The following is a 25649-nucleotide window of genomic DNA, read 5'->3' as shown; positions in this document are numbered from 1 at the left end:
TTCTAGAAAAGCCCAATTGCGGTTCCATCTTCTGAAACATCCATATTAAGAGCTGCTGGTTTTTTAGGTAATCCTGGCATGGTCATCACGTTACCGGTTAATGCTACGATAAATCCGGCTCCAATGGAAGGGCGAAATTCACGGATCGTTATTCGAAAGCCAGATGGCCGTCCAAGTAGTGAAGGATCGTCCGAAAGTGAATACTGTGTTTTTGCCATACAAATTGGCAGATGCCCCCACCCATTTTCCTCAAATTCTTGCATTTGCTTTTTTGCTTTAGCGGATAAATCGACGCCTTCAGCTCCATAAATTTCTGTTGCGATTTTTTCCAACTTTTCTTCAATGGTGCTTTCAAGGTCATAGAGAGGTTTGAAATGGTTCTCATTTTGTTCCATTTCGTTTAATAACGTGTTAGCAAGTTCTACGCCACCTTCTCCACCATTTGCCCATACGTCTGTTAAAGCCACTGGTATGTCCTTTTCCTTACACCATTGAAGCAATGCATTTACTTCAAGTTCGGTATCAGTGATAAACTTGTTAATCGCCACTACAAAAGGAACGCCAAATTTTTTAACGGAAGATACATGATGCTCAAGATTAACGAGCCCTGCTTGTAAGGCACCAACATCTTCTTTTTTAAGCTGATCTTTCGCTACGCCGCCGTGCATTTTAAGAGCACGAATTGTGGCAACGATAACGGTTGCCGCTGGTTCAATTTCTCCTGCTCTCGTTTTAATATCGAAGAACTTCTCAGCGCCCAAATCAGCCCCAAAACCAGCTTCTGTGATCACATAATCAGAAAGCTTTTGAGCCATTTTCGTTGCAACGACGCTATTGCACCCATGAGCAATGTTTGCGAATGGGCCTCCATGAATGAGCGCAGGTGTATTTTCTAACGTCTGAACGAGATTCGGGTTCATGGCATCTTTTAATAGAAGTGTAATTGCCCCTTCTACACCTAAGTCGCCAGCTGTAATCGGCTCTTTTGTTGAGCGATATCCGATCACAATGGAGGCAATCCGTTTCTTCAAATCTGATAAGTCAAATGCTAGACAAAGAATGGCCATGATCTCTGACGCTACAGTGATATCAAACCCATCTTCACGGGGTACTCCTTGCGTTGGACCGCCTAAACCAACAATAACGTTTCGCAATGCCCGGTCGTTTAGATCCACAACTCGCTTCCACGTCACGCGTCTAGTATCAAATCCGACTTCATTTCCTTGATGAATGTGGTTATCAATAAGGGCAGAAAGAGCATTGTGAGCAGACGTTATGGCATGTAGATCTCCTGTAAAATGGAGATTTATGTCTTCCATCGGCATAACTTGAGAATAACCTCCCCCAGCTGCACCGCCTTTAATACCCATGCTTGGACCTAGTGAAGGTTCTCTCATTGCCGCAATGGCTTTTTCACCGATTCGATTTAATGCTTGAGCAAGACCGACTGTTACCGTACTCTTCCCTTCTCCTGCAGGGGTCGGATTGATTGCAGTAACAAGCACAACTTTACCAGAAGGATGTGAATTCAAACGTTTCATCGAATTCAAAGAAATTTTCGCTTTATAATGACCATAGGGCTCCCATTCATCTTCATGTAACCCTAATTGTGCAGCGATCGATTTAATTCGCGTCATTTTCGATTCTTGTGCAATTTCGATATCACTCTTATATGTTAGTCCCGGTTTCATAAAACCCCTCCATAAATTAAATTACATCACTCCATTTTCCATCTTACCCAACTTTATTCTCTACGTTAAGGATTATGTGCTATTCTCTAGGTGGTGTTGACATTTTTATAGTGAGACGTTATAGTTAAATTAACCATTTATCACATAGGATATTTGATTGAGAATTTGAATTCGATTTTTTGTGCACTTCTCGTACACATCGAATATCTCTTCTTCAACATCCGATGAATGGTTGAAATTTAAAGTGCACAAGGATTGTGCTAAGCTTTTAGGAGGAACAAACATGCAAAACGGTAAAGTAAAATGGTTTAATGCAGAAAAAGGATTCGGTTTCATCGAAATCGAAGGAGCTGACGATGTATTCGTACACTTCTCAGCAATCAATGACGAAGGTTTCAAAACACTAGAAGAAGGCCAAGAAGTTTCTTTCGAAATCGTTGAAGGAAACCGCGGACCTCAAGCTGCTAACGTTAACAAACTTTAATTATAAACCTCAAAGGAACTGATGCCTACATCAGTTCCTTTTTTTGCGTCTTTTTTCGGTTAATTCCCATTAGTTGTGGCTATACTATGCTTGAATGATTGATAAAGGTGGGATGACATGTCAGAACCATATTCTGATTTACAACAAATTGAAATGTCCATTAAATCAGCACAGCATCTCGTTGGCCAGGCTACAAAAAGTATGAATGGGAATCAATTGAAAGCTGCTCAAGACGCGATTAACCAGGCCAAAGAGCAATTTCAGCAGGCACTTTCACACAAATCCGGTACTAATGAACAATTTTATGAATTCTCAAGTGAATTAATTGAAAAATGCGAAACTCAACTAAGAGAAGCGAACGAATAAGAGAAGCAGCCTAATTGCTGCTTCTCTTATTCGTTATCCAGCTCAATCGTGCTACTAATTTCTGTTCCATTCAACGCTTGCCTCGCTAAGCGATGAGATTCTTTATTTTCATCGCGAGAAATATGCTTGTACACAGGCTGCAGTCTAAGTTGTTGGAGCGTATCTTCAATTCGATCCATCCATCTCGTAAACAGTGGTTCATAAACAGCCCACTCACCTGCAAGCTGATTGATGACGACTTGAGAATCACCCTTGATCATGATCTCTGTATCTTCCACATCAATGGTTTTAATTTCTTGAAGACCTAACCAAAGAGCAGCATACTCTGCTTCATTATTGTTTTCAAGATAATCAAGCGCTTTATTTATCCGTATTCGCTTTCGCTGCCTTCCCTCATGATAATAGATTACCGCTCCACATCCAGCCTTCTTTGTTTGCTTATCAAAGCTACCATCAAAAATAATCTCAATCGAAGCAGGACGTTCCTGCTTTTTGGTCATGTAGGTTTCCAATTCTTTCACTGACCATTTTGTTCCTCGATTATCTAAAAAGTAAAGGTCGATGGATCGACCCGTTTTTGTAATATCTCGTGCCATAAGCATGGCTTCGTTAAATGGCATTTCATCAGACGTCATCCAGGAAGAAATACCTCGAGGTGTTTTGTATTTCCATTTTACAATTACATCCATCATTGGTCCTCCTTATGTCAAATGTTTGCCTAATTGTTTTAATTCATCTCCAACCGTGCATTCGGTAATGCAAAAACGCTGGGCGTGACACTTACCGTAATCATGCTGGTTGACTCGTTTTAATAAGCAATCCTGACAATATGTATCAAGGATTAATCCAACTTCCATCATCACTTCTTTTTTCTTCATACTTTTCACTCCTACACACAGTCCCTTCTATACAGCTTTCTCCTTTTATCTTAAATGTATGTCTTCTCTCTACGAACATGATTATGATAAAATACAGCAAGACCAGTCCACAGAGAGGAGCACCATATGATTGAAGTCTACGTAGACGGAGCAAGCGCAGGTAATCCAGGCCCTTCCGGTGCCGGTGTTTTTATTAAAGCTGAAGGTAGCGTCATTAAATCCGCTCTTCCACTTGGCATGCTCTCAAACCATGAAGCAGAATTTGAAGCGTTAATTCACGCGCTCTCCATCTGCAAAGAAAATCAGTACCGTACACTATCCATTCGAACAGACTCACAGCTCGTCAGCAGCGCTGTAGATAGAAGGTACGTCAAAAATAAAGTTTATCTACCCTATTTAAGTCGATGCCTTGAATTAGTAGATCAGTTTGATCTCTGTTTTATTAAGTGGATTCCTAGTTCTAAAAATAAAATGGCGGACGAACTTGCTCGAAAAGCCATTCAACAAAATGAACAATAATCCTTTAACCGAATAAAACGAGCGCCTTTACATGCAAAGGCGCTGTTTTTTATGTTCTTTTTCTTTACATACGGATGCGTAACCCTAACTTATCGAACTCGGATTTTATTTGGTTCATATCAAGATCTAACTTGCACTCCGCAAAAGAATAAAGATCAAGTTCGGGAATCGCGCGCTCAATTGTAACGAGCTCTAAACTTAATTTCGCCAATTCCTCACCCTCACTCAGCTTTTTTCGATAGCGATTAAACTTGCTGTCTAATACACCAATACTTTCATACACACCTTGAACCGATCCATATTGCTGAATCAGTGGTAACGCTGCTTTGTCCCCTACACCTGCAACACCAGGGATATTATCACTCTTATCACCTAAGAGAGCTTTCACATCAATCCACTGACCAGGATTAATGCCATACTCCGTTTTAAAATGATCTTCTGTATATACCAGATCGCCTTCTTTTCGAACCGCGATGATTTGTGAAACGGCAGGATTTAAAAGCTGAAGCAAGTCCTTATCGTTACTGTAGATGTAACAATCGCCAAGCCCCTCTTTTGTCCACTTTTCTGAAAGTGTGCCGATAACATCATCCGCTTCAAATCCTTCTACACTCATCTGGGGAATTCCTGTTGCATGAAACAAATTCACTGCTGTTTCATATTGCTGAATCAGAGGAGCTGGTAGATCATCTCTTGTACCTTTATAGTCTTCATATAGCGCTTTACGCTTTACTTCATTTCGTTTGACGTCCCATGTGACAACAAAATGAGTTGGTTCATAATCATTTATAAGAGACATTATTTTTTGTAGCTTCACTCTTAAAGCATTTGTGAAAAGTCCTTCAGAGGTTTTTGAAAGCTGCTCTTCTGACTTCCCATATGCGGTAGCAAAATACCCCCTACTTAATAAATTAAACCCATCAATTAAGATTAGTCTTCCCATGTTTCTGATCTTCCCTTCGCTCAAAAAACCTATTTTCTTTTGTAATGGTAACATAGATTCAGAAAATACGTTTTGAGCGCAAAAGAAAAGACCTCCAAAATGAATTGGAGGTTTTTTCTTTACTGCGGATTTTTTAGCTTTTCTGCTTCCATCTCTGCATAAGATGGCATTTGTTTCGCTTTTTGCTGTTTTGCATTATTATTACGTTGTGCATTTGGATTGCCTTTTTTCTGTCTGCCCATCGTGACACTCCTTTAGAAAGTAATTCTTCTCTAGTTTGTGTCAGTTAGGTCTTATTCTATTCAGTCGAAATGAAGCTCCTGCTTGTAAGAACGGAGAAACGCAACATACTGCTTTGACGCTTCTTCAAATGCCTTCTCGTCTCGTCGGTCTAGAGCTTGATCAATGGTTTGCTGGTAACGTTCTTCCTGGAAAGTAAACACGGCTTCATCAAGGATTAATTGGGCGTACAATTCCAACTCAAACGTTTCCTGTTCTTGTTTCTTTTTCATAGCACGTTGTTTCATATTGTCTTTATACGACTTATTATGATTGTTCATGCTAGCTCTCCCCCCTCTGAAGCTCTTTTTTCTATTATACGAGGGAATCGTCAAAATATCAATATTTTTCAGAATATTCCGATATAACTTTTTTTAATCCATATTTTTGTCTTTGAAAGTCCTTTTTAAAGCGGATAACGATTAATGTCAAAATAGTTTTTCTTTAAAAGTCTCTCCTGACTCATTAATTCTTTGTACGAAAAAGAAGTAGGTAATTTCGACGTATCAATTAGCATAAGCTGTTCCTCCACATCACCAACTAATTCGTCTGTTTGGTAACACATCCCACAGTCACTACATTGAATCGACGGCAAATCACTTATTTCTACAGCTCTAGATCCGTCTGGGAGCTCCCAATACCCTTTATCAAGCGTTTCAAATGCGCCCTGTTGCTCGCACCAATTGCAGATCATACGCTTTCTTCTCCTTTCTCACTGTACTTCTGTTGCTCAGCATTAAATTTCTTTTCCTTCATTAAATCTCGCTTATCACGTTTATCTTTTAATGAGCTGTGCGCCGCATCTTGTTCGTACTTCGACCTGCGATCAAACCGCTGGATCCCCTCTGGAACAAGATTAAATCGTTCATCCGTCATCAAGGAATGGATCCCAATTGCTGGTTTTTTCTTCATTTCATAAACTTGATTAAAATACGTATCGGCTGTGCCTGGGGTATAATTTTCTGGCTCTGGATAAGAGGTAATAACTCCCTCAAAGTTTCGTAAAATAACTTTATCTGCACTTTGGGAAATCATGTAATTCGGCTGTAGAGCGATCTTCCCACCCCCACCAGGTGCATCTACGACAAAGGTAGGAACGGCATAACCTGACGTATGTCCTCGCAATCCTTCAATAATTTCCAAACCCTTGGAAACTGGAGCGCGAAAATGACCGATTCCTTCTGATAAATCACATTGATAAATGTAGTAAGGCCTTACTCTTATTTTCACGAGATCATGCATCAGCTTCTTCATGATAGAGACGCTATCATTAATACCCGCAAGAATAACTGCTTGATTTCCGACTGGAACACCCGCATTTGCCAGCATTTCACATGCTTTTTTGGATTCCTCGGTAATTTCAATACTTGTATTAAAGTGGGTATTTAACCAAACAGGATGATACTTTTTAAGAATATTACATAAATCTTCCGTTATCCGCTGCGGAAAGACGACAGGCGCTCTCGTTCCGATTCGAATAATTTCAACGTGTGGAATTGCTCGTAAATTTTTCAAAACGTATTCAAGAATTTTATCATTTATCAATAATCCATCTCCACCAGAAATGAGAACATCCCTCACTTCAGGCGTATTGGAAATGTACTGAATCGCTTCATCCAGCTGTTTTTTTGGAACACCCATTCCAATTTGCCCAGAAAAGCGCCTTCTCGTACAATAACGGCAGTACATAGAACACTGATTTGTTACTAGAAAAAGAACGCGGTCCGGGTAACGATGCGTTAACCCTGGAACAGGCGAATCTTCATCTTCATGAAGAGGGTCTTCAAGGTCATACCTTGTTTTATACATCTCTTGAGAAATTGGCACTGACTGCATGCGTACCGGGCAACGAGGATCGTCAGGATTCATTAATGAAGCATAGTAAGGTGTTATGTTTAATGGAATGGTTTTTGTCGCAATCTTGACACCCTCTTCTTCGTCCGGTGTCAAATTAACGACTTTCTTTAAATCATCTAGCGTTCGAATCGTATTCGTAAGCTGCCATATCCAATCATTCCATTGATCTTCGGTTACATCCTTCCACAGTTCAATGTCTTTCCAATGACGACCAGGCTTATAAAGTTGCATTAGCATCTTACATTCCCCCTTCATGTAATCTACTTTTATACTATGCAAGTAACGTGCCAGCTCCATTATTTCTTTCAAGAAAGCAGAGAACCTCGCATGAGGAGAGTAACGTGCAATAAAAAAAGTCAGAGGTGCTCATTATTCGGCACTCTGACTTTGATGTTTGGAAAGTTTATATTGGAGCGTTTGTCTAGGAATGCCGAGCTGCTCTGCTGCTTTTTTCACATTACCAAGACAATTTTTCATCGCTTGCTGGATAAGATCTCCTTCTGTCTTAAGTAAGATCTCCGGGAGAGACTGCACTATTTCTTGCATTGGCTCTGAAAGTAACATTGGAAAGTCCGTTTCAACTAACATGTCGCCTTCTGCGAAATTCATCGCTGATTGAATCACATGCTCTAGCTCTCGAACGTTTCCCTGCCAATTTCGATGAAGCAATCGGAATTCTGCTTTCTCATCAATGGTAACAATGTGCTTCTGGAACTTTTTATTATACTTTTCGATAAAATGGGCAATTAAATCAGGAATGTCTCCACGTCGTTCACGAAGTGGAGGTATTCGGAGGTAAATCACATTTAGACGATAAAACAAATCAACACGTAAACGCTTGTCTTCAAGGGCTAATTCCGGTTCTTCATTGATCGCTGCAATGATTCGCACATCCACTTTTCTTGTTTTGCCTGCGCCTACTCGTCGGATCACCCCATCTTCTAATACGCGAAGTAGCTTTGCTTGAACATCAATTGGCATCGAATTGATTTCATCTAGAAAAAGCGTTCCGCCATTCGCAAGCTCAAATAAACCCTCTCTTTCCTCCGCACCAGTAAAGCTTCCTTTTGCCGTTCCAAAAAGAATTGACTCGAGAATCGATGCGGGTAAGGCTGCACAGTTTTGGGCGATAAATGGTCCTGGTCGTTTTGAAGCATTGTGAATGGACTGCACAATTAGCTCCTTTCCAGTACCTGTTTCACCATAAACAAGAATAGGAGAGTTTAGCGCTGAAGCTTTCATTGCCCGCTCCTTCACTTGCATAAACACTGGGTCATTTGTTCGAATATGATCAAACGTATAACTTGTTCCATCATCAAATTCTTTCGCTGTTTTCTTGTTCATTTTTGATTGTAACTCCATTACTTTATCCGATAACGTTTTAATACGAGAAATGTCACGAGCAATTTCTACAGCACCTTCTAGATGACCTTTAACGACAATAGGCAACGTCGTATTTATAGTTGAGATAAGTTTCCCTTTCACGTTACGATACGTTTGATCTTTATTAAAAATCGCTTTTCTCGTCATAAGAACGTGTGAAAGCGTACTCGTTTCTTTCGAAAGAGAAGGAAACGCTTCTAAATAATGCTTTCCTAACACATCTTCTACAAGTAATCCATCGTGTTTTGCTGCAATTTCATTGTAGTAAATCGTAACGCCTTGATTATCTACAACGTGAATGCCCTCATCAATACTTTCTAAAATGGCTTCAAACATGCCTTCAGTTAACGTTTTCCTCATAGACGTCCTCCTTTATGCCAGAAATCCATCTCTTAGTGCCCATTATTCAGCACTTTTAATAAGAAGCTTACTCCAAAGGTTCATATTCTCCCAATCTTGAAAAATTTTCACATTATTGACAAGCCTTCCTCCGTACTGATAATCAAGTTGATGTAAAACAGCGTTCATGCCAAACGATCGGCTTCTCGCAATTGAGTATGCGTAATAAATATTTTCTCGAAGGAGTTCTTGTTCCAACGCCATAATTAAATGGCGCATCGTACCTCCTTTTCTGTACTCTGGGAGCGTGGCGCAATCTGTCATTTCCGCGTTTTTATACGTGCGGTTCACTTCCGCTGAAGCAGCACTCACAATCCGGTCACTCTCTTCAATCAGAAAGAAAATCGTATCACTTCTCATTACTTTCTTAATATAGTTTGGGTTATCCATCGGAGTTGGATAAACGGCAAATACTGCTTGATAGAGAGCTGCAAGTTTCTCTGCATCCGCTTCCTTCCCTTTTCGTATAAGAGGCTTTTCCTTAAGTGGAGAGACTTGCTTCTGACGAACTGCAACTAGTAGCTGATCCTCTTCCAACCACGTTTCGCTATTTCGACGCCAGGCTCCGTTATATAACGTCATTAAATGAGCATCACTCCCTGAATAATAGGATTGAATGACGCCTTCATACGTGTAGCATTCAGAAAGAAAGAACGGAACGTGTTCACCTTTTGCTTTCACAATGCATTTTGTATACTCATTTGTAAAAATACTCTGAATGTGAGCGACTATGGAACGAAGGTTACCATCATAATGATCCACACGAATTCGCTCATTAAAGCGATCAAGCGTACACGTAAACGTATAATCCCCGTCACAATACACTTGCTCCACTGCTTCTAATTGTTTTTGATTCACCTTAATTCCCTCCCCACTTCCTAAACAATATTTCTTCTTTCTTAGAAGGAACTCCTTTAAAAAAGAAAAAAGAGCGCCGCCGCTCTTAATTGTTAAATCCGCACCATTCCATTATGATATGAACATAAAGTTCTGCCGCTAGCATCATTTTTTCAACTTCGATGTATTCATTAGGAAAATGAGCAACAGCCGTCTCGCCAGGACCAAACACAATAGAAGGCGTCTTTCCTACTTCTTGTAACAAGCCTCCATCCGTCCCCCACGGAGACGCTTCAACAACGACTTCTTCTCCCGTTATTTCCTTGTATCTCTGACGAATAATTGTCACGAGTGGATGATCTTCAGCTACTTCACCAGGAAGCCATCTCGCTCCAAACCATTCGATTCCAACTGGGTTTTCCGCTAACCATGCGTCGTTCACTTCCTTTAACGCACGCGTCATTTCTTCTTTTGCATGATCTAACTCTTCACCAGGAACAACCCCCATTCTCCCTTCAACAACTACATGATCAGGCACTGAAGATGGCCAGTCCCCACCAGAAATTTTTCCGATATTAATCGGTACGGGGATTGGGATATTTTGATAAAGGGGGTCCGTAATCGCGGCATTTCGCTTTTGCTCAAGCTCTTGGATTGCTGTAAGGACTAACATCGTTTTCTCAATCGCTGAAACCCCTTCATACCGTGTTCCCCCGTGCGCGCCTCGACCGGTTACGTTTAAGCGAAACCACATTGACCCTTGTTGTTTCGGAAAAATTTTCATTTTAGTAGGCTCGGGAATAAGCGCGGCATCCGCTTGATACCCGCGTTCAATTGCCGCAAGCGTACCTGTGCCACCACTTTCTTCTTCGACAACGCTTTCAAAAATAACATCGCCTTTTAATACAATTCCTAATTCCTTAATGCATTTTAAGGCAAGGAGCATAGATGTATTTCCGCCTTTCATATCCGTGGCACCTCTACCAAAAAGTCGACCATCCTTCACTAATCCACTATAGGGATCCTCTTCCCAATCACTCCTATTCCCCGGTGGTACTACGTCAATGTGGCCATTTAATATGAGAGATCGACCACCACCACTGCCCCTCCAGACGCCGATGATATTAGGACTTTGCGAAAAATCAGTACGGTTTGCACAAAAGGCAGGATGATTGATCGTCTCAGGCCCTGGAAAGAAGCGATCGACTTTCATTTCTAATTGTTCGAGTTCAGCTTCCACAAGGCGCTGCACTTCAGCTTCATTCCCCTGTACACTATCACACTGCACAAATCGTTGAAGCAGGTTTATGCCGCTGTTTTGATGATCGTCCATCCATCTTTTGATTTTACTCTTCAATACGTCTGCCCCCTTACATGATCAACATTTACGCGCGCTTCTGTAGCGTTTAACACATCAGCCACGGAGTAGCCTGGCATCACTTCTAACAAATAAAGGTTACCCTCTTCCACCTTCATCACTGCTCGCTCAGTCATAATCATATCAGCGCCCTCTTTAACCGTTAAAGGTAATGAACATTCTTGTACAATTTTAGGATAACCTTCCTTTGTTGTATGGCTCATTAAAACAATCACTTTCTTAGCTTTTTGGGCAAGATCAATCGCTCCACCCATACCCGGAACCCTTTTTCCCGGAACAATCCAATTAGCAATGTCTCCTTTGCCACTTACCTCTAGAGCACCGAGAATCGTTAAATCGAGATAACCTCTTCTCACCATTCCAAATGCTTCTGCACTATCAAAAAAAGAAGCACCGGGTTGAATGGTAACTGGGTAACCTCCCGCGTTTGAAAGGTTCCCGTCCTCATGACCAGCCTCCGGGCTACCTCCCATGCCTAGAATACCGTTCTCCGTATGAAGCATAACGTCCAGGGAAGCTGGAATATAGTCGGCTACTAGCGTAGGAATACCGATCCCAAGGTTAACCATCATGCCATACGTTACTTCTCGTGCAGCTCTTTCTGCGATCAACCTTCTCGTTTCAGCTCCCATACCCATTTCCAATCAACCCCTTTGCTTTTGATCACGTGATCAACGAAAACACCTTGCGTTACAATTTGTTCAGGATCAAGCTCACCTATTTGGACGATTTCAGCCGCTTCCGCTATCGTTAGATCCCCAGCCTGTGCCACAAGCGGATTCGTATTCCGCGCACTTTGATCATAAAGCAGGTTTCCATATAAATCAGCTTGCTTACAGGCCACAATCGATAGATCGGCCGTTAAAGCAGGTTCAATCATATATTCCTTTCCCTGGACAACCGCCTTTTCTTTACCCTCTTCAACAGATGTTCCAAGCCCTACATCAACTAATATCCCACCAAGTCCCATCCCACCTGCACGAATTTTCTCCGCTAGCGTACCCTGGGGGTAAAATTGAACATTGAGCTCTCCTCGATGCATTTGTTTCCCCGCTTCAGGATTAGATCCAATATGTGAGGCAATGAGTGTTGAAACCCTTTTTTCCGTTACAAGCTTTCCCGGTCCTATCCAAGGGAATCCAGCATCGTTACAAATGAGGGTAATGTTTTTAATGCCGGAATCTAGTATCCATTCAATAAGCGATGGCGGTGAACCGACTCCCCCAAAACCACCGCACATGATGGTCATGTTATCTTTCAAAATATCTAGTTCTGACAAGTCGCATGTCTTACTTCGCATAGTGAGTTTCCTCCGATCATCAGCTTATCGAGCGTTTTTGGTAGAGTCCTTCTGCTTCAAGTTCCTTCTCCAATTCAATCAACCCTACGTTCAGCTTGGATAAGAGTAGCTGAACTTCATGTTCTTTAATCACAAGCGGAGGCGCCACAATGACAGCGTCACCAGCCATTCCGTTAAGGCCACCTGCAGCTGTATATACTAGAAGACCAGCTTCATAACATTTCCGAATAAAACGATTTGTTACTTCATGTTGAAGCGAAAACGGCTCTTTTGTCACTTGATCTTGAACAAATTCAATGGCCGTTAGTAAACCGAGCCCTCTCACATCTCCGATAATGGGATATTGTGCTTGTAACTCTTTTAATCCTTTTATAAGAATGGCCCCACTTTTGGAAGCATTTTGAACAACATCGTTTTTATCAATATAGTCGAGAACAGCAAGACAAATAGCTGATGATAATGGGTTTGCACTAAACGTATGCCCGCTTAAGACCACCTTTGATCCCCGTTCAATGACTTGAATGATTCGATCCGATACTAGCGTAGCTGCCATCGGTGTGTATCCGGCACTCATTCCTTTACCGAGCGCTAAAATATCCGGGGCAATTCCCCAGTGTTCCATCGCATACATCTTCCCTGTTCGACCGATACCTGTCATAACTTCATCCGCGATAAAGAGGATGTCATAGCGTTCACAAACGGCTTTCATTTCTTGAAAATAACGATCCGGTGGTACCACAGCTCCTCCAGCTGCACCAATCACAGGTTCACAAACAAAGGCTGCGATTGTTTCAGCACCGAGCCGTTGAATGGTTTGTTCAAATTCAAACGCATATTGCTTCGAACAATTTGGGCAATGATCATGAAAAGAGCATCGGTAACAATAAGGAGGCGATAGCGCTGGATAGTGTTCAAGCATCGCATTAAAACGACTTCTACGAATCACATGACCTGACATCGATAGAGCTCCCATTGTAATTCCATGGTAGCTCATCCACCGTGATATGACTTTGTTCTTCGTTGGTCGACCAAGTTCCTGCCAGTACTGCACAGCTATTTTTAAAGCCGTTTCCATCGCTTCAGATCCACTGTTCACAAAAAACACCCAGTCAAGGTCACCCGGTGCAGATTGACAAAGACGTTCTGCGAGTTGCTCAGCTGAAGTGCTTGTAAACTGGGAACGATACACAAATGATACCTGATCTGCTTGCGCGAGCATCGCTTCTTTAATTTCTGGAACGGCATGCCCGATGTTCGCAGTGACAGCCCCTGAGCATCCATCAATAAAAGCATGACCTTGTTCATCGTATAAATAAATTCCTTTTCCGTGAGAAATAACAGCATAATCCATCCCAAGCAAAGGTTTGATTAAGTGGGTTCTTTTCGTCATTTCGGATTGGTCACCTCACTTTTTTTGTCTATATCTCTAGCCTATGTGGGATGGCAAGAAAATTCTATTCCACACCATCTACAAAAAATTCAGACTTTGTTGTACGATTTGGATAAGAGGATTGGGGGACACACGATGGGACTATCCGTTAGAGAGGCGTTACAACTATCCGAAATGAGGGAAATCAAATTAATTGCTGGAAAACAAGGAATCGATCGCGATATTAAGTGGTTAACGATTGTGGAAGTTATGGAGGACGTCACACGTCTTCATGAAGGTGAATTCTTAATTACTACGGCATATGGTTGGCATGAAAAATCCGACTCTTACTCCATGCTTATTCATGCACTTTCAAACCGGCAGCTTTCCGCGGTCGCAATCCATACGGGGTTTTATTTGGATGTTGTGCCATTAGCGATGATAGAAGCCGCAAATCGAACGGGGCTACCGCTCCTTGAAATTCCAAGAACGATGAATTTTTCTACAGTTACTAGAAGTATACTCGAACAACTTGTTAATAAGCAGCTTAGTATGCTCACGCAAGCACAGCGCATTCAAGATGAATTAACAGCTCTCGTCATTAAAAATACCGGCTTTTCATCGTTAACAGATGCGCTTTCAAAATTACTTCACTGCAATGTATCTCTCTATAAATCAAATCAAGCTCTTTTAGCAGGGTCATATATAACTAACCGACAATATCCAATCGAACACGCTTATCCGATTGTGACAGAAGGGCAAACGATCGGAACAATCTTCATTCAAAAACGGACTCCTCTCACGTCACTTGATCAGCTTGCGCTTAAACAAGCAGCGAATATCTTTGCGATTGAATTTCTTAAGTTACGAATAATTGAAGATACACGCTCACAAATGGAAGCGGATTTTCTTGATATCCTCTTTTCGCATTCATATGAAGATGAGAAAACGATTCTCAAAAAAAGCAAAGAAATGGGCTATGATTTAACCGGCCTTAACTGCGTAGCTGTTCTTTCTTCCTCCAACTTATCTGAACTCGAACTGCAGTGTCAGCAAACGTTGATTTCAACAAGAACAAAAGGCTTAATCAAAAGGAAAATGGATCACGTAGTCGTTCTTTTATGCGGTGATTTTGAACCTTTTATAGACGAGCAAAAGTCGTCTTTATCTACGGCAGGTGTGAGCAAAGCTGCAGGGATTCGGGAGCTTGAATCTGCTCTTAAAGAAGCGTTAGTTGCTCATCATTTTGCCCGGTATCGAAAAGAATCTCTCATTCAATTTAAATCCTTAGGAGCTTACCAGGTATTCATTCGCTTAAAAGAAAATGGAGAGGATCTTACGGTTTATTATGAACCTCTTTTATCACCAATTGTCTCGTATGATCAGAAACACCAATCTCAACTAATGAGAACGCTTGAAGCTTTTTTGGAAAATAACCTCGTCATTAATCGCACAGCGGAGAAACTATTCATACACAGGCATACGCTAAATTATCGAATTAAACAATTAGAAAAACTAATGGGAATTGATATTTACTCTTATGAACAGCGCATCCACGTTCAATTCGCTTTACTGGCTTATTTGACAGACAGTATTTTGTCATCAAACTAAAAAGACCAGATTCCACTAAACTGGAATCTGGTCTTTTGTGTATCATGAAAGAATTTGGTGATCTGCCCTAAATTATCTGAATATTGGTTATCCACAGAATTTTGTGGGTAACCTATATCCCCCTATCATACCCCCGCGCAAAACGAAAATACCGGGTGTGGGTATATAGTTTCTCCTGTTGATAAGTCTCAGAAAACCAATACTACCAGTACTTAGCCGAGTTATCAACACCTGCATTCTTAATCCATTTTGGAACTTATCCGCAAAAGAACTTCATTTCGACGATAGCTTAAAAATTATGCTACAATGATGTTTATGAGAAGTTGAGACGGAAAGGAAGACAGCCCTATGGAACATTTATTAAACCCTCGAGTAAACAACATTGAAATTTCAGGTATCCGTACTTTTTTTAATATGGTGGCAGATTATGAAAACATGATTTCGTTAACAATCGGTCAGCCAGATTTTGAAACGCCCGTTCACATTAAAGAAGCGGCTCAAATGGCCATTGATCAAAATAAGACGACGTATACACACAATGCTGGCATACTTGAACTCCGTAAAGCAGCATCCCATTTTCTAAAAACAAAGTACAACCTAACATATAAGCCAGAAACAGAGGTCATTACTACTTCAGGCGCTAGCCAGGCAATTGATGTAACACTTCGTACTCTTCTTACTGAAGGCGATGAGGTTATATTACCTGGACCAGTATATCCCGGATACGAACCAATCATTACGCTATGTGGCGCTGTTCCTGTTCACGTTGATACGACGGAAAATGGCTTTAAGTTGTCACGCTCACTAGTTGAATCAGCGCTGACAGAACGAACAAAATGCATCATTCTTCCATCACCATCCAACCCAACAGGCGTCGCTATGTCTGCAGCTGAACTTGAGGATCTTGCGGCTCTATTGGAAGATAAAAACATTTTCGTTCTCTCTGACGAAATTTATTCAGAACTAACCTTTTCAGGCGATCACGCTTCCATCGCTCAATTTGCTAGTATGCGAGAAAAGACAATTGTTATCAACGGACTTTCCAAGTCACACGCAATGACAGGATGGCGAATCGGCTTTTTATTCGCACCAGAAGCGCTCGCAAAACACATTTTGAAAGTGCACCAATATAATGTTTCCTGCGCTTCTTCTGTGTCTCAGTATGCTGCTCTCGAAGCGTTGGATAACGGACTTGATGATCCTATCGAAATGAGAACGGAATACTCGAAAAGAATGAACTATGTATTTGATCGATTAGTTGGAATGGGGCTATCACCAATCAAGCCTGACGGTGCATTCTATATCCTTCCTTCTATTAAACAATTTGGCTTAACCTCTTTTGATTTCGCCATGAAACTCGCAAAAGAAGGTAATGTTGCGGTGGTGCCAGGGAGCGCTTTTTCCACGTTCGGAGAAGGATATGTTCGAATTTCCTTCGCATATAATCTCGATGTGTTAAAAGAAGGAATGGATCGACTAGAACGTTTTCTTTCTACTCTTTAAGACCATATAAGTGCACAGAAAAAAGCCAGCCCGACATGTGTTTCGGGCTGGCTTTCATTTAGTTTGAATCAATTGGATTGTTTTGATAAGACACCCAATCACTATAGCTACCTGGGTAAAGCTTCGCATGAACCCCCGCTTCTTGTAGAGCGAGCAAATTCACACAAGCTGTTACCCCGGACCCACAGTAAACAATTGGCTCCTGTCCATGCTCGTTTATCCCTACTCTCTCTTCAGGGTCTTTCCATTTTTGATCTTCGTTCAAGTTATCTTTCCAAAAATAGTTGATTGCCCCAGGGATATGTCCCGCTTTTTGATCAATCGGCTCTTTGTCTCCATTAAAACGCTCTGGAGCACGAGAATCAATAATCATTCGCCCTTCTTGTTGCGCCTGCTTCACATCGTTCATCGAAACAATCATTGATTTATCAAGGCTAATTGGATATTCAGATCGGCTAATTTCCGGAACCTTCGTCTCAAGCTTATGCCCCTCCCCTCTCCAGGCTTTCAGTCCTCCATCAAGTACAGCTCGCTCCTTATGACCAGCAAAACCAAGTAAAAACCATAATCTTGCAGCCATCGCCCCATATTCATGGTCATATACAATCACTTTTGAATCCTGCTGGATGCCTAACCTTTCAACGAGCTCCTGAAGCTGTTCTTGATCTGGTAAAGGGTGTCTCCCACCGTGCTCTCCCACTTCACCCGATAAATCCTTTTCAAGATCTGCATATAAAGCCCCAGGGATATGACCTTCTACATAAGCAGCATAGCCACTTTCAGGCTTGCCTAATTCAAACTGACAATCAACAACCACAAGATGTTCATCGTATAAATGATGTGCGAGCCATTCAACAGAAACAAGATTTTTCATCGCCTATTCCCCCAATAAGTTCGTTTGAATTCTTGCTACATTTGACTGTTTCGTTTGTAAGAAAGCTTTTGATAAATGACTATTTAACATGGTTGTTCTCGTTTCAATATACTCCTTTATTTCGTTTAGGAGTTCGCGCTTCATTACATCAAGGTTTTCTTCATAAAAATTTGTCGCCATTGACATAATCACCTGTTGTTCCTTAGCTATATAGTCACTAACAGGCTGTTGAAATTCCTTTTTCAGCACATCGTGTAAGCTATCTCTACCATTTTGTTCAAAAAATTGCTTTGAAGATTTAAAAGAACTGCGCGCTAACTTTACAAGCGTTTCACTGCTGATCCAGGTTGAGAGTGAAGCTGTAAATGCAGGTGTCGCCATGTCCCTTGATTCGTTAGACACATAGCGGAAATCTGTTAAGTGGTTACGAATTGTCATCTGCATGTCTTTCTCATTCTTTTGAAGCTCTCGCTTAATAAACCGATCGATCCGGAGTGACGCCGCTCTCAACTCTTGAAGAAGATCTTGTTCAATATCTTCTAGAAGTGAACGCGAAGCAGCATTTAGTCCATCACGGTTTTGAATGATAGAAGGGTTAAATGCTTCCTTAAAGAAGTCATTAAAACGGTAGAAAAGGCGTTGCGGCACGTAGTGTACAAGTTCCGTTAACTCCTGTTCAATTTGTTGTAAGGAGTTTGAAATAGCATATTGCTCCACTTCTTCAACCGCCTTATCACTTTGAAGGTACAGGCGCTGCAGCTGCTCTTCTTTTTCATTGGCATTCAATTCAAAATGTTCGATCCAATGGGCGAGTTCTTCTCTGATCCGGGTTATTTCACTTAGGCTAGCTTCAACGGCCAGTTTCGATAGATCTGTTCGGATAAAGCGATAAAAACGTTCTTCAAAAGAAGCAAGTCCACCTTTAGTTCTGATCTGTTTTGGTAACTTTGCAAGAAACGCTTCATCTTCCTCACTTACCGATTGTGATTGAAGCATTCCCGCAAGGCTTGAAACCGGATAGAGGGATGGATAGCGAATCCCATACTGCTGCAGCTGTTTTTTCACGTGATTGAGTACAATGCGAAGTTCCCCATCATTTTCTGCAAGATCAGAAGCATTTAGAAGAAAGAACATCTTATCCATCTCAAATACATCTTTCACCCGCCCGAGCTGAATTAAGAATTCGCGATCTGCTTTTGAAAAGGCGTGATTGTAATAGGTCACATACAGAATTGCGTCAGCGGCTTTCATATATTGAAAAGCGACGCCCGTATGTCGAGCATTGATCGAATCCGCACCAGGCGTGTCCACAAGCGTAATACCTTCTCTCGTTAGAGGACAATCGTAGTATAAAGAAATGGAAGCAATAAAAGCTGCTTTTGATTCGTTTACAACCATATCTTCGTATTCTGTTAACGTTACTTCTCGGTCCATCCCGAGGTACGAAAGCTCCTCTTTTCCCTTAACGACTGCACGTAAAAATAATGCGTGAGGTTTTGTTTCGGCCGACTCTCGCTTGAACAGCTTACCAGCTGATATAATTTGCAAACTGTCTTGAAGCGAATAAGCCTGTTCTCCAAAATAAGAAAGAGAATGATTTAAGTCTTCAAGAAGCTCCTCTTCCGTCTTGTAATGAATCATTGCTGTTTTATGTGCGTGCTCCGTTGTAACAGGACAAATGCGGTTAAGGGTTGCCGTGGTTGGATTCGGCGAAGAAGGTAAGATCGTCTCACCTATCAAAGCATTGGCGAAAGATGATTTACCAGCACTAAATGCACCAAACAACGCAACTGTGTATGATTGATCCGCAAGTTTACTCGCTTTTTTTATTAAATTTTGTTTCGTATGATCGAAACCTGGAAGATCGGTTAGTTCAGTCGCGATATTTTGAAGCGCCTGTACCGTCGTTTCAGAAGTAGGAAGATCATCATCATGCTTTTTAACAACTTCTTCTACTAAAGAGTCCTCATTTTCGCTGTGAATATCATTGTTAGATTTTTCGACGGACTCCACAATAATGACCTGCTGAGGGTCCTCTTGTCGATCTTCACTGTTCGCTATGCGTCTAGCTTCTTCATCACGATTTCCCTCAAGGATCGCCCATAGTCCGTTAGCTTTCTCACTCACCAATTCCATCTTTGCTAAGAACACTTCGGAATCTTTTTCTCCAACTTGAGTTTCAAAAGCTTTTTGGACATCCATTGCGATTTGGTTATGCTCTACATTCACCTGATCAATGAGCAAATTCTTTCGTTTTTCTGCTTGCTGCTTGATTTGAGTCTTCATGCTATGCGCGATATTTTCTGTATAATGAAGTACAGCTTCACCCGTTGCACCGTTCCCCTTTTTTGCTTCTTCTTGAATAACAGTGAAATCGATGTCGAATGAATCATCTAAAACTGGAGGGTCGACTTTCGTTAAGGCTGCAGTCGATTTTAGCTCCTGAAGTAGCTCCTTAAAATGCCATTCAAGTTGTGACTTCACTTGTTCCTCTAAACCTGTTACAAATGCCTTGTATCGGTTCGAACGTTCCTGCTGTGTTTTTTTGTCACGAAAAATTAGCCCTACCTTAAATCCAGATTGTAAAGACTCTAGATAGGCACGCCCTGCCTCTCTTACTTCATAAGGCATTAGAATCGCGCTTTTCTGGATCGTGGAAGCTTCAGATTGAAACTCCTCTTCAATCAGCTTGATGCGCTCCTTTGAAAAAGAGAGTTTGGTTTCCATCTCCTCATAAGCTTGGATCACCTCATTATCCTCATCAACCGTATCAGTGTTTTCAATAAGTTCGATCGCCGCATCGTAAACTCGCTTAACTTTATCTTCGGGGGTTTTCTTGGAAAGACCTTCGATGTAGGTTTTCAACTGATGAAATTGGTTTTGAGGATGATTTTGATCACGTAAAGAGATAAAGAAAAACGATTCGAGTGACATCCCCCACGTCTCAAAAGACTCCACAACTGATTTCTTGAAGGATTTAAATGAAATCTCAGCCTCGTTATGTTTGTCAATTTGGTTCACAATTAGGATGATTTTCTTATTTTGACGATATAATTCGCGAATAAACTGATAGTTTACTTCCGATTGAACATGATTATAGTCCATCACATAGAAAACAACATCAGCTAAATACATGGATGACTCGGTCGAAAGCCTATGAGCTTCGTCAGTTGAGTCGATTCCAGGAGTATCAATGAAAATAACGTCTTTTTCAATTGTAGATGGCGCAGACAACTCCACGCGCTCTACTTCTTCTCCATTCAGGCAGTAACCTTTTACTTGATCGATATCATATGGCGCTTTAAAAATCATTTTTTTGCCATTGATAAAATGAACAGAAGCACCTGATTGTCCAGACCTGATCCGAACCGTATTCGCACTTGCAGGAATAGGACTTGATGGCAGTAAATTGGTTTCAAATAACGCATTAATTAATGATGACTTTCCTGCAGAAAAATGCCCAGAGAAAAGAAAGTGCTGTTCACCGCTCATCAATTTATCGCTTAATTGCTTCATTTTCGATGCTTGTGCAGGCGCTAACTCTGTTTGAATGAGAGCAAGACGTTCTAGCAGGACGTCTTCTTTTACTTTCGTCTGTGACTGGTAATCATGCTTCATAATATCCCGCTGCCTTTCCGTAAATAGTGTCTCTCTAAGAATAACGCTTTCAGAGACATTTTCCCAGCATTGTCTAAAAATATTCTCTCTTATTATTAATGAAAACAGAAATAAATTGGATTGGGTTTTTCACACTTATTGATCATGACAAATAAAAAAAGCCGGGATTTCTCCCGACTGTTTGGCATGTCTTATTTATTTCCTTTGTCGTTAAACTTACGACGCTTGCTAGCGCCTCCGCTGTTGCGGTCTCCGCGATATCCGCCACCGCTTCCACCTTTACGGCCTCCGCGATCATTGCTGCGGTTACGGTTGCGGTTGCCGCCGCTGCCGCCACGGCCATGAGCTTTTTTCGCACGAAGTGGTGCGATCTCAGTAATTTTAACTGGAGTTGTATCCGGTTCTTTTGTAAGCAACTTAAGTGCTGCAGAAAGAAGCGTTACAGAATCATGATCGTCAAGAAGCTGTTCAGCAGATGAGCGGTATCCTGAATGATCCTGTTCTTCAATTGTGCTTTGTAGCTGTTGAATCGCCATTTGCTGCTGGCCTTCCATCGCTTCAGCAAAGCTAGGAATCGTACGTTTTTGCATAGACTTCTTCGTAATTTTCTCAATCACTTTAAGGTGATCGTACTCACGTGGAGTAATAAACGTTGAAGCAAGACCTGACTTACCTGCACGGCCAGTACGACCGATTCTGTGTACGTAGCTTTCAGGATCTTGAGGAATGTCAAAGTTATAAACGTGCGTTACACCACTAATATCTAGACCACGTGCAGCAACGTCTGTTGCTACCATGATATCAATTGTGCTGTCTTTAAATTGTTTAATAACTTGATCACGCTTCCCTTGTGGAAGGTCACCGTGAATTCCTTCAGCCATATATCCGCGCTTCTTAAGCCCTTCAGATACTTCGTCTACGCGCTTTTTAGTTCTTGCGAATACAATCGCAAGCTCAGGAGACTGAGTATCAAGAAGGCGGCAAAGAATATCGAATTTCTTAGAATCACGAACTTCATAGTAATGCTGTTCGATTGATGGAACAGTCATTTCTTTTGATTTCGTTCTAACTGTTTCAGGGTTGCTCATGAATTTCTCTGCAAGAATTGCGATACGTTTTGGCATTGTTGCTGAGAATAGAAGCGTTTGACGCTTTTCAGGAACACCTTTAAGAATCTTTTCGATATCTTCAATGAAGCCCATGTTAAGCATTTCGTCTGCTTCGTCAAGAACAACAAATGAAACTTCTGAAAGACGAATCGTTTTACGTTCCATATGATCAATAAGACGGCCTGGCGTCGCTACAACGAGCTGAGGTCTCTTTTTAAGTGCTTTGATTTGGTGAACGATGCTTTGTCCACCATATATAGGAAGGGCACGCACGCCTTTTGCTTGACCAATACGGTTCAATTCTTCTGCAACCTGTACAGCAAGCTCACGTGTTGGCGCAAGAATGATTCCTTGTACATGAGATAGAGAAGTATCGATCTTTTCAATCATTGGGATACCAAAAGCAGCTGTTTTACCAGTACCAGTTTGAGCCTGACCGATAACGTCGTTGCCTTCAAGCGCTAGAGGAATTGTTCCTGCTTGAATTGGTGTTGTTTCTTCGAATCCCATTTGATTAACTGCGTCTAGCAGTGTATTACTTAAACCTAGATCTTGAAATTTTTTCAACTTTTAAAAACTCCTTTTTACTTTTAAAATGCATTAAATGCTATAGACGGGAGAATAATCTCCTGATAATGTTCAAAAAAAGCATTTTCCTAATGTTGGAAAACGCTCGGAACAAGCAACTCTTCATTCACATATAGCCAAAGTTAACAGTACCACTGTTTCGTGCAAAATTCAACTAAACAAAATAAAAAGATTTTTGTTTAAACCAATTGTTCACCTTAAGCGACTAGTGAATTTCGCATGGAGAGATAAAGTTATCTCGCCTTCTTTTCCACTTCCAATCGATTGACCGTTCACTTCTACTATCGGTCTTACTTCTTGCGTTGTACTTGAGATAAACACCTCATCACTATTAAGTAGATCCTGCTTTGTAAACGCTTCTTCCTCTACTTGTATTCCCAGTTCATACGCATCAGATAGAATAACTTTTCTCGTAATTCCATCGAGAATAAAATGGTTGGCAGGGTGCGTATAAAGTACGTTGTTTTTTACGATAAATACATTCGTAGAACTTCCTTCTGTTACCCATTCCCCTCGATGAAAAATTGCTTCATCGACATTCAGTTCGTTTGCAAACTGTTTTCCAAGTACATTCCCGAGTAAATTCAAGCTTTTAATGTCACACCTTAACCAGCGGATATCTTCTGTGAAAACAGCTCGTCCTGGTGAGCGTGATGGCTCTTTCTCGTATTCTTTTGTATAGGCTACAAAGACAGGTTCTGTCTTATCTGGAAACGGATGATTTCTCGGAGCAACACCCCTAGTCACCTGCATGTAAACATGCCCACTTTGCACAGGATGTTGCTGAATGAGCTTGTTTAAATTGGCTTTTAATTTTTCTTGAGTAAATGGTAAAACAATTTTAATCTCACCTGCGCTTCTTTCTAATCGATCAAGGTGTGCATCCAATTCGAAAAAAACACCATTGTAAATTCGTACGACTTCATAAACGCCGTCACCAAATTGGTACCCTCGATCTTCAATATCTATTGTTGCCTGATCTCTTGTCATTAAATCGTTGTTTACTAAAATCATCATGCCCACTCCTCTAGCCATTTTTTTCCCTCTTCACAATAACATATTCGACAGCTTACCTTAACCTGTATTTTTCAGAATAGTTTTACTTATTACATTTTATGCCAGGTTTATCTTTTTTTAGTTTACAAACAGCAAAGAATACACTAAAATTTGTATTCGAAAGGGAATTTTCTAAAAATTAGGAGGGTTTTGAATGAAACGATTTTTACCGCTAGTAATGCTGCTTGTTTTCGTTTTTGTAGCTGCTTGTAGCAACAATGAAGCAAACGAAGGCGGCGCTACGAATAATTCAGGAAGCACAGAAGAAACAAGTGATGCTAGTGAAACAGATGTAAAAAGTGATCTTCTCGACTTTCAAATGAATTTAATTCAAACAGTTAACAAGAGTGATAGCCCTATCTACGCTTTTGAAGCCGCTAAAGTGGCGGAAGAAAAGCCGTCTGATGAAGAGCTTGCTACAATGAAAGCTGATGCTGAAGCAGCTGCTAAAACAGTTGCTGAAGATGTTCGTGCTGTCGAAGTCCCAACTGAGCTAGACACTTACAAAAGCGACATAGAAGCTGCATTAGAGGATCTTGCTAAATCTTATGAAACACGTGCCGCTAATCTTTCTGACGAGCCTGAAGCAACTTATGAAGAAAGTGATGCACAATTCGCTTCTTTTGAAGAAAAAATGGCTACCGTTTACGAAGATGCCGGCCTTACAGCACCTAGCTTTTCAGCTGATTTAGTCGACTAATGGAAAACCGTTACTCAGCTGAGTAACGGTTTTTTCTAAAATCCATAGCTCGTCATGCCACCGTCTACAAACAGCGTTTGACCCGTTATGTAATTTGATGCCTCAGAAGATAAGAATACGGCTGCTCCAACTAAATCTTTTAGTTCACCTACTCGTTTCATTGGAGTTCGATTTAGAATATCTGCTAAATACTGCTCATCTTGCAGTAACTTTTCTGTAAGTGGTGTCTGAAAATACCACGGCCCAATTGCATTCACTGTAATACCATTCTCAGCCCATTCTAGTGCGAGGTTTTTTGTCATCTGAATCATACCTGCTTTAGATGCTGCATATGCGACACCTGTTCTTAACGCAACGTGTCCTGCAACAGAAGAGATATTAATAATCTTTCCTCCTCCACCTTCTTTCATTACTTCTGCACACTTTTGCGACATAAAAAAAGCACCCTGCAAGTTTGTTTGGAAAATTTGCGTCCACTCCACTTCCGAAACATCGCTCGCTTTTGAGCGAATATTCATTCCTGCGTTATTAATTAACACATTAATCTTTCCTGCTTCTTTTTCAATTTGTTGAACAGCTTCTGTGAGTTCGATCTCTTTCGTTATGTCAGCTCGAATGGGATAAGCCTTTCGACCAACCTCCCGGACAAGCCCAGCTGTTTCTTGAATATCCACTTCTGTTCTTGCCAGAACCACAACATCAGCCCCTGCTTCTGCCGCTCCTATCGCAAGTGCTCTCCCAATTCCTTTTCCTGCACCTGTCACCACAACGACTTGATTGGTTAATTCAAATGATGGTAAATAAGACAACATTTCTCCTCCTCTTCATCTTTATACAGCTAACTTCGCCTTATAATAAAGAGGTTCTCGACCAAGTTAAAAATTCCTTCACACATACTGGTTCACAT

General features: G+C 41.2%; 25 protein-coding genes. 6 read left to right on the top strand and 19 right to left on the bottom strand.

All coding sequences use genetic code 11. The features are described from left to right. Positions 1 to 2 precede the first annotated feature (2 nt). Positions 3 to 1691, bottom strand: coding sequence for a formate--tetrahydrofolate ligase (locus LCL91_RS03600; RefSeq protein WP_224879989.1), 1689 nt, complete (start codon positions 1689 to 1691; stop codon positions 3 to 5). Positions 1692 to 1974: 283 nt separating this feature from the next. Between LCL91_RS03600 and cspD the strand changes: the two genes are divergently transcribed. Together cspD and LCL91_RS03590 are read left to right on the top strand one after the other, a co-directional pair. Then, positions 1975 to 2175, top strand: coding sequence for a cold-shock protein CspD (cspD, locus tag LCL91_RS03595; RefSeq protein ID WP_159782470.1), 201 nt, complete (start codon positions 1975 to 1977; stop codon positions 2173 to 2175). Between the two features lie 117 nt (positions 2176 to 2292). Continuing rightward, entirely contained in the window at positions 2293 to 2541 is a 249-nt protein-coding gene (locus LCL91_RS03590; RefSeq protein WP_098443546.1) for a DUF2564 family protein, read from the top strand. A gap of 26 nt (positions 2542 to 2567) precedes the next feature. Here LCL91_RS03590 and LCL91_RS03585 read toward each other — a convergent pair whose 3' ends face one another. Both LCL91_RS03585 and LCL91_RS03580 read right to left on the bottom strand, forming a co-directional pair. Next, entirely contained in the window at positions 2568 to 3230 is a 663-nt protein-coding gene (locus LCL91_RS03585) for a DUF771 domain-containing protein (RefSeq protein WP_224879988.1), read from the bottom strand. A 12-nt stretch (positions 3231 to 3242) separates the two neighbouring features. Further along, a complete protein-coding gene (locus LCL91_RS03580) occupies positions 3243 to 3419 on the bottom strand; it encodes a zinc-finger domain-containing protein (protein ID WP_098443544.1) in 177 nt (58 codons plus the stop codon). Positions 3420 to 3545: 126 nt separating this feature from the next. Between LCL91_RS03580 and LCL91_RS03575 the strand changes: the two genes are divergently transcribed. After that, positions 3546 to 3938, top strand: coding sequence for a reverse transcriptase-like protein (locus LCL91_RS03575; RefSeq protein WP_224879986.1), 393 nt, complete (start codon positions 3546 to 3548; stop codon positions 3936 to 3938). 64 nt (positions 3939 to 4002) lie between these two features. Here LCL91_RS03575 and LCL91_RS03570 read toward each other — a convergent pair whose 3' ends face one another. The 11 genes from LCL91_RS03570 to LCL91_RS03525 all read right to left on the bottom strand — a co-directional run bounded on the left by LCL91_RS03570 (position 4003) and on the right by LCL91_RS03525 (position 13704). Beyond that, positions 4003 to 4881, bottom strand: coding sequence for a 5'-3' exonuclease (locus tag LCL91_RS03570; protein ID WP_224879984.1), 879 nt, complete (start codon positions 4879 to 4881; stop codon positions 4003 to 4005). 119 nt (positions 4882 to 5000) lie between these two features. After that, the gene (locus LCL91_RS21965) at positions 5001 to 5123 is read right to left on the bottom strand and encodes a hypothetical protein (RefSeq protein WP_255461983.1); all 123 of its coding nucleotides are present in this window, start codon (positions 5121 to 5123) and stop codon (positions 5001 to 5003) included. A 60-nt stretch (positions 5124 to 5183) separates the two neighbouring features. Then, positions 5184 to 5441, bottom strand: a complete 258-nt coding sequence (locus tag LCL91_RS03565) for an IDEAL domain-containing protein (protein ID WP_224879982.1) — start codon at positions 5439 to 5441, stop codon at positions 5184 to 5186. Between the two features lie 125 nt (positions 5442 to 5566). After that, entirely contained in the window at positions 5567 to 5854 is a 288-nt protein-coding gene (locus LCL91_RS03560) for a YokU family protein (protein WP_224879979.1), read from the bottom strand. After that, a complete protein-coding gene (gene ablA / locus LCL91_RS03555) occupies positions 5851 to 7254 on the bottom strand; it encodes a lysine 2,3-aminomutase (RefSeq protein WP_224879977.1) in 1404 nt (467 codons plus the stop codon). The genes LCL91_RS03560 and ablA overlap by 4 nt, the downstream gene beginning before the upstream one ends. A 132-nt stretch (positions 7255 to 7386) precedes the next feature. Continuing rightward, positions 7387 to 8760 (bottom strand): sigma-54 interaction domain-containing protein, encoded by a 1374-nt coding sequence (locus LCL91_RS03550; RefSeq protein ID WP_224879975.1) that lies wholly within the window; start codon positions 8758 to 8760, stop codon positions 7387 to 7389. Positions 8761 to 8802: 42 nt separating this feature from the next. After that, on the bottom strand, positions 8803 to 9657 hold the full coding sequence (ablB, locus tag LCL91_RS03545) for a putative beta-lysine N-acetyltransferase (protein WP_224879973.1): 855 nt from the start codon (positions 9655 to 9657) through the stop codon (positions 8803 to 8805). 85 nt (positions 9658 to 9742) lie between these two features. After that, complete coding sequence (locus LCL91_RS03540; RefSeq protein ID WP_224879971.1) at positions 9743 to 10993, bottom strand: peptidase; 1251 nt, start codon at positions 10991 to 10993, stop codon at positions 9743 to 9745. Next, entirely contained in the window at positions 10990 to 11652 is a 663-nt protein-coding gene (locus LCL91_RS03535; RefSeq protein ID WP_224879969.1) for a 3-oxoacid CoA-transferase subunit B, read from the bottom strand. The genes LCL91_RS03540 and LCL91_RS03535 overlap by 4 nt, the downstream gene beginning before the upstream one ends. Further along, positions 11622 to 12314, bottom strand: a complete 693-nt coding sequence (locus LCL91_RS03530) for a CoA transferase subunit A (protein ID WP_224879967.1) — start codon at positions 12312 to 12314, stop codon at positions 11622 to 11624. Before LCL91_RS03530 ends, LCL91_RS03535 begins: the two co-directional genes overlap by 31 nt. A 19-nt stretch (positions 12315 to 12333) precedes the next feature. After that, positions 12334 to 13704 (bottom strand): aspartate aminotransferase family protein, encoded by a 1371-nt coding sequence (locus LCL91_RS03525; protein ID WP_224879965.1) that lies wholly within the window; start codon positions 13702 to 13704, stop codon positions 12334 to 12336. Between the two features lie 135 nt (positions 13705 to 13839). Between LCL91_RS03525 and LCL91_RS03520 the strand changes: the two genes are divergently transcribed. Together LCL91_RS03520 and LCL91_RS03515 are read left to right on the top strand one after the other, a co-directional pair. After that, a complete protein-coding gene (locus LCL91_RS03520) occupies positions 13840 to 15294 on the top strand; it encodes a PucR family transcriptional regulator (protein ID WP_224879962.1) in 1455 nt (484 codons plus the stop codon). 348 nt (positions 15295 to 15642) lie between these two features. Next, entirely contained in the window at positions 15643 to 16797 is a 1155-nt protein-coding gene (locus LCL91_RS03515; RefSeq protein WP_224879959.1) for an aminotransferase A, read from the top strand. A 58-nt stretch (positions 16798 to 16855) separates the two neighbouring features. On the opposite strand, the gene LCL91_RS03510 is transcribed toward LCL91_RS03515, so the two are convergent. From LCL91_RS03510 to dat, 4 genes are all read right to left on the bottom strand, one after another. Beyond that, positions 16856 to 17671 (bottom strand): sulfurtransferase, encoded by an 816-nt coding sequence (locus LCL91_RS03510; protein WP_224879957.1) that lies wholly within the window; start codon positions 17669 to 17671, stop codon positions 16856 to 16858. Between the two features lie 3 nt (positions 17672 to 17674). After that, positions 17675 to 21289 (bottom strand): dynamin family protein, encoded by a 3615-nt coding sequence (locus tag LCL91_RS03505; RefSeq protein WP_224879955.1) that lies wholly within the window; start codon positions 21287 to 21289, stop codon positions 17675 to 17677. Positions 21290 to 21480: 191 nt separating this feature from the next. Then, complete coding sequence (locus LCL91_RS03500; protein ID WP_224879953.1) at positions 21481 to 22965, bottom strand: DEAD/DEAH box helicase; 1485 nt, start codon at positions 22963 to 22965, stop codon at positions 21481 to 21483. A 213-nt stretch (positions 22966 to 23178) separates the two neighbouring features. Beyond that, positions 23179 to 24021, bottom strand: coding sequence for a D-amino-acid transaminase (gene dat, locus LCL91_RS03495; RefSeq protein ID WP_224879951.1), 843 nt, complete (start codon positions 24019 to 24021; stop codon positions 23179 to 23181). A gap of 175 nt (positions 24022 to 24196) precedes the next feature. Between dat and LCL91_RS03490 the strand changes: the two genes are divergently transcribed. After that, on the top strand, positions 24197 to 24742 hold the full coding sequence (locus LCL91_RS03490; protein WP_224879949.1) for a hypothetical protein: 546 nt from the start codon (positions 24197 to 24199) through the stop codon (positions 24740 to 24742). A 35-nt stretch (positions 24743 to 24777) separates the two neighbouring features. Here the strand turns inward: LCL91_RS03490 and LCL91_RS03485 are convergent, their stop codons facing one another. Next, positions 24778 to 25554: an SDR family NAD(P)-dependent oxidoreductase gene (locus LCL91_RS03485; protein ID WP_224879947.1), complete on the bottom strand. Its 777-nt coding sequence runs from the start codon at positions 25552 to 25554 to the stop codon at positions 24778 to 24780. Positions 25555 to 25649: the final 95 nt, after the last annotated feature.

The organism is Guptibacillus hwajinpoensis (genome assembly GCF_020171785.1).
Lineage (GTDB): Bacteria > Bacillota > Bacilli > Bacillales > Guptibacillaceae > Guptibacillus > Guptibacillus sedimenti.
This window is presented reverse-complemented; position numbering and strand designations above follow the sequence as displayed.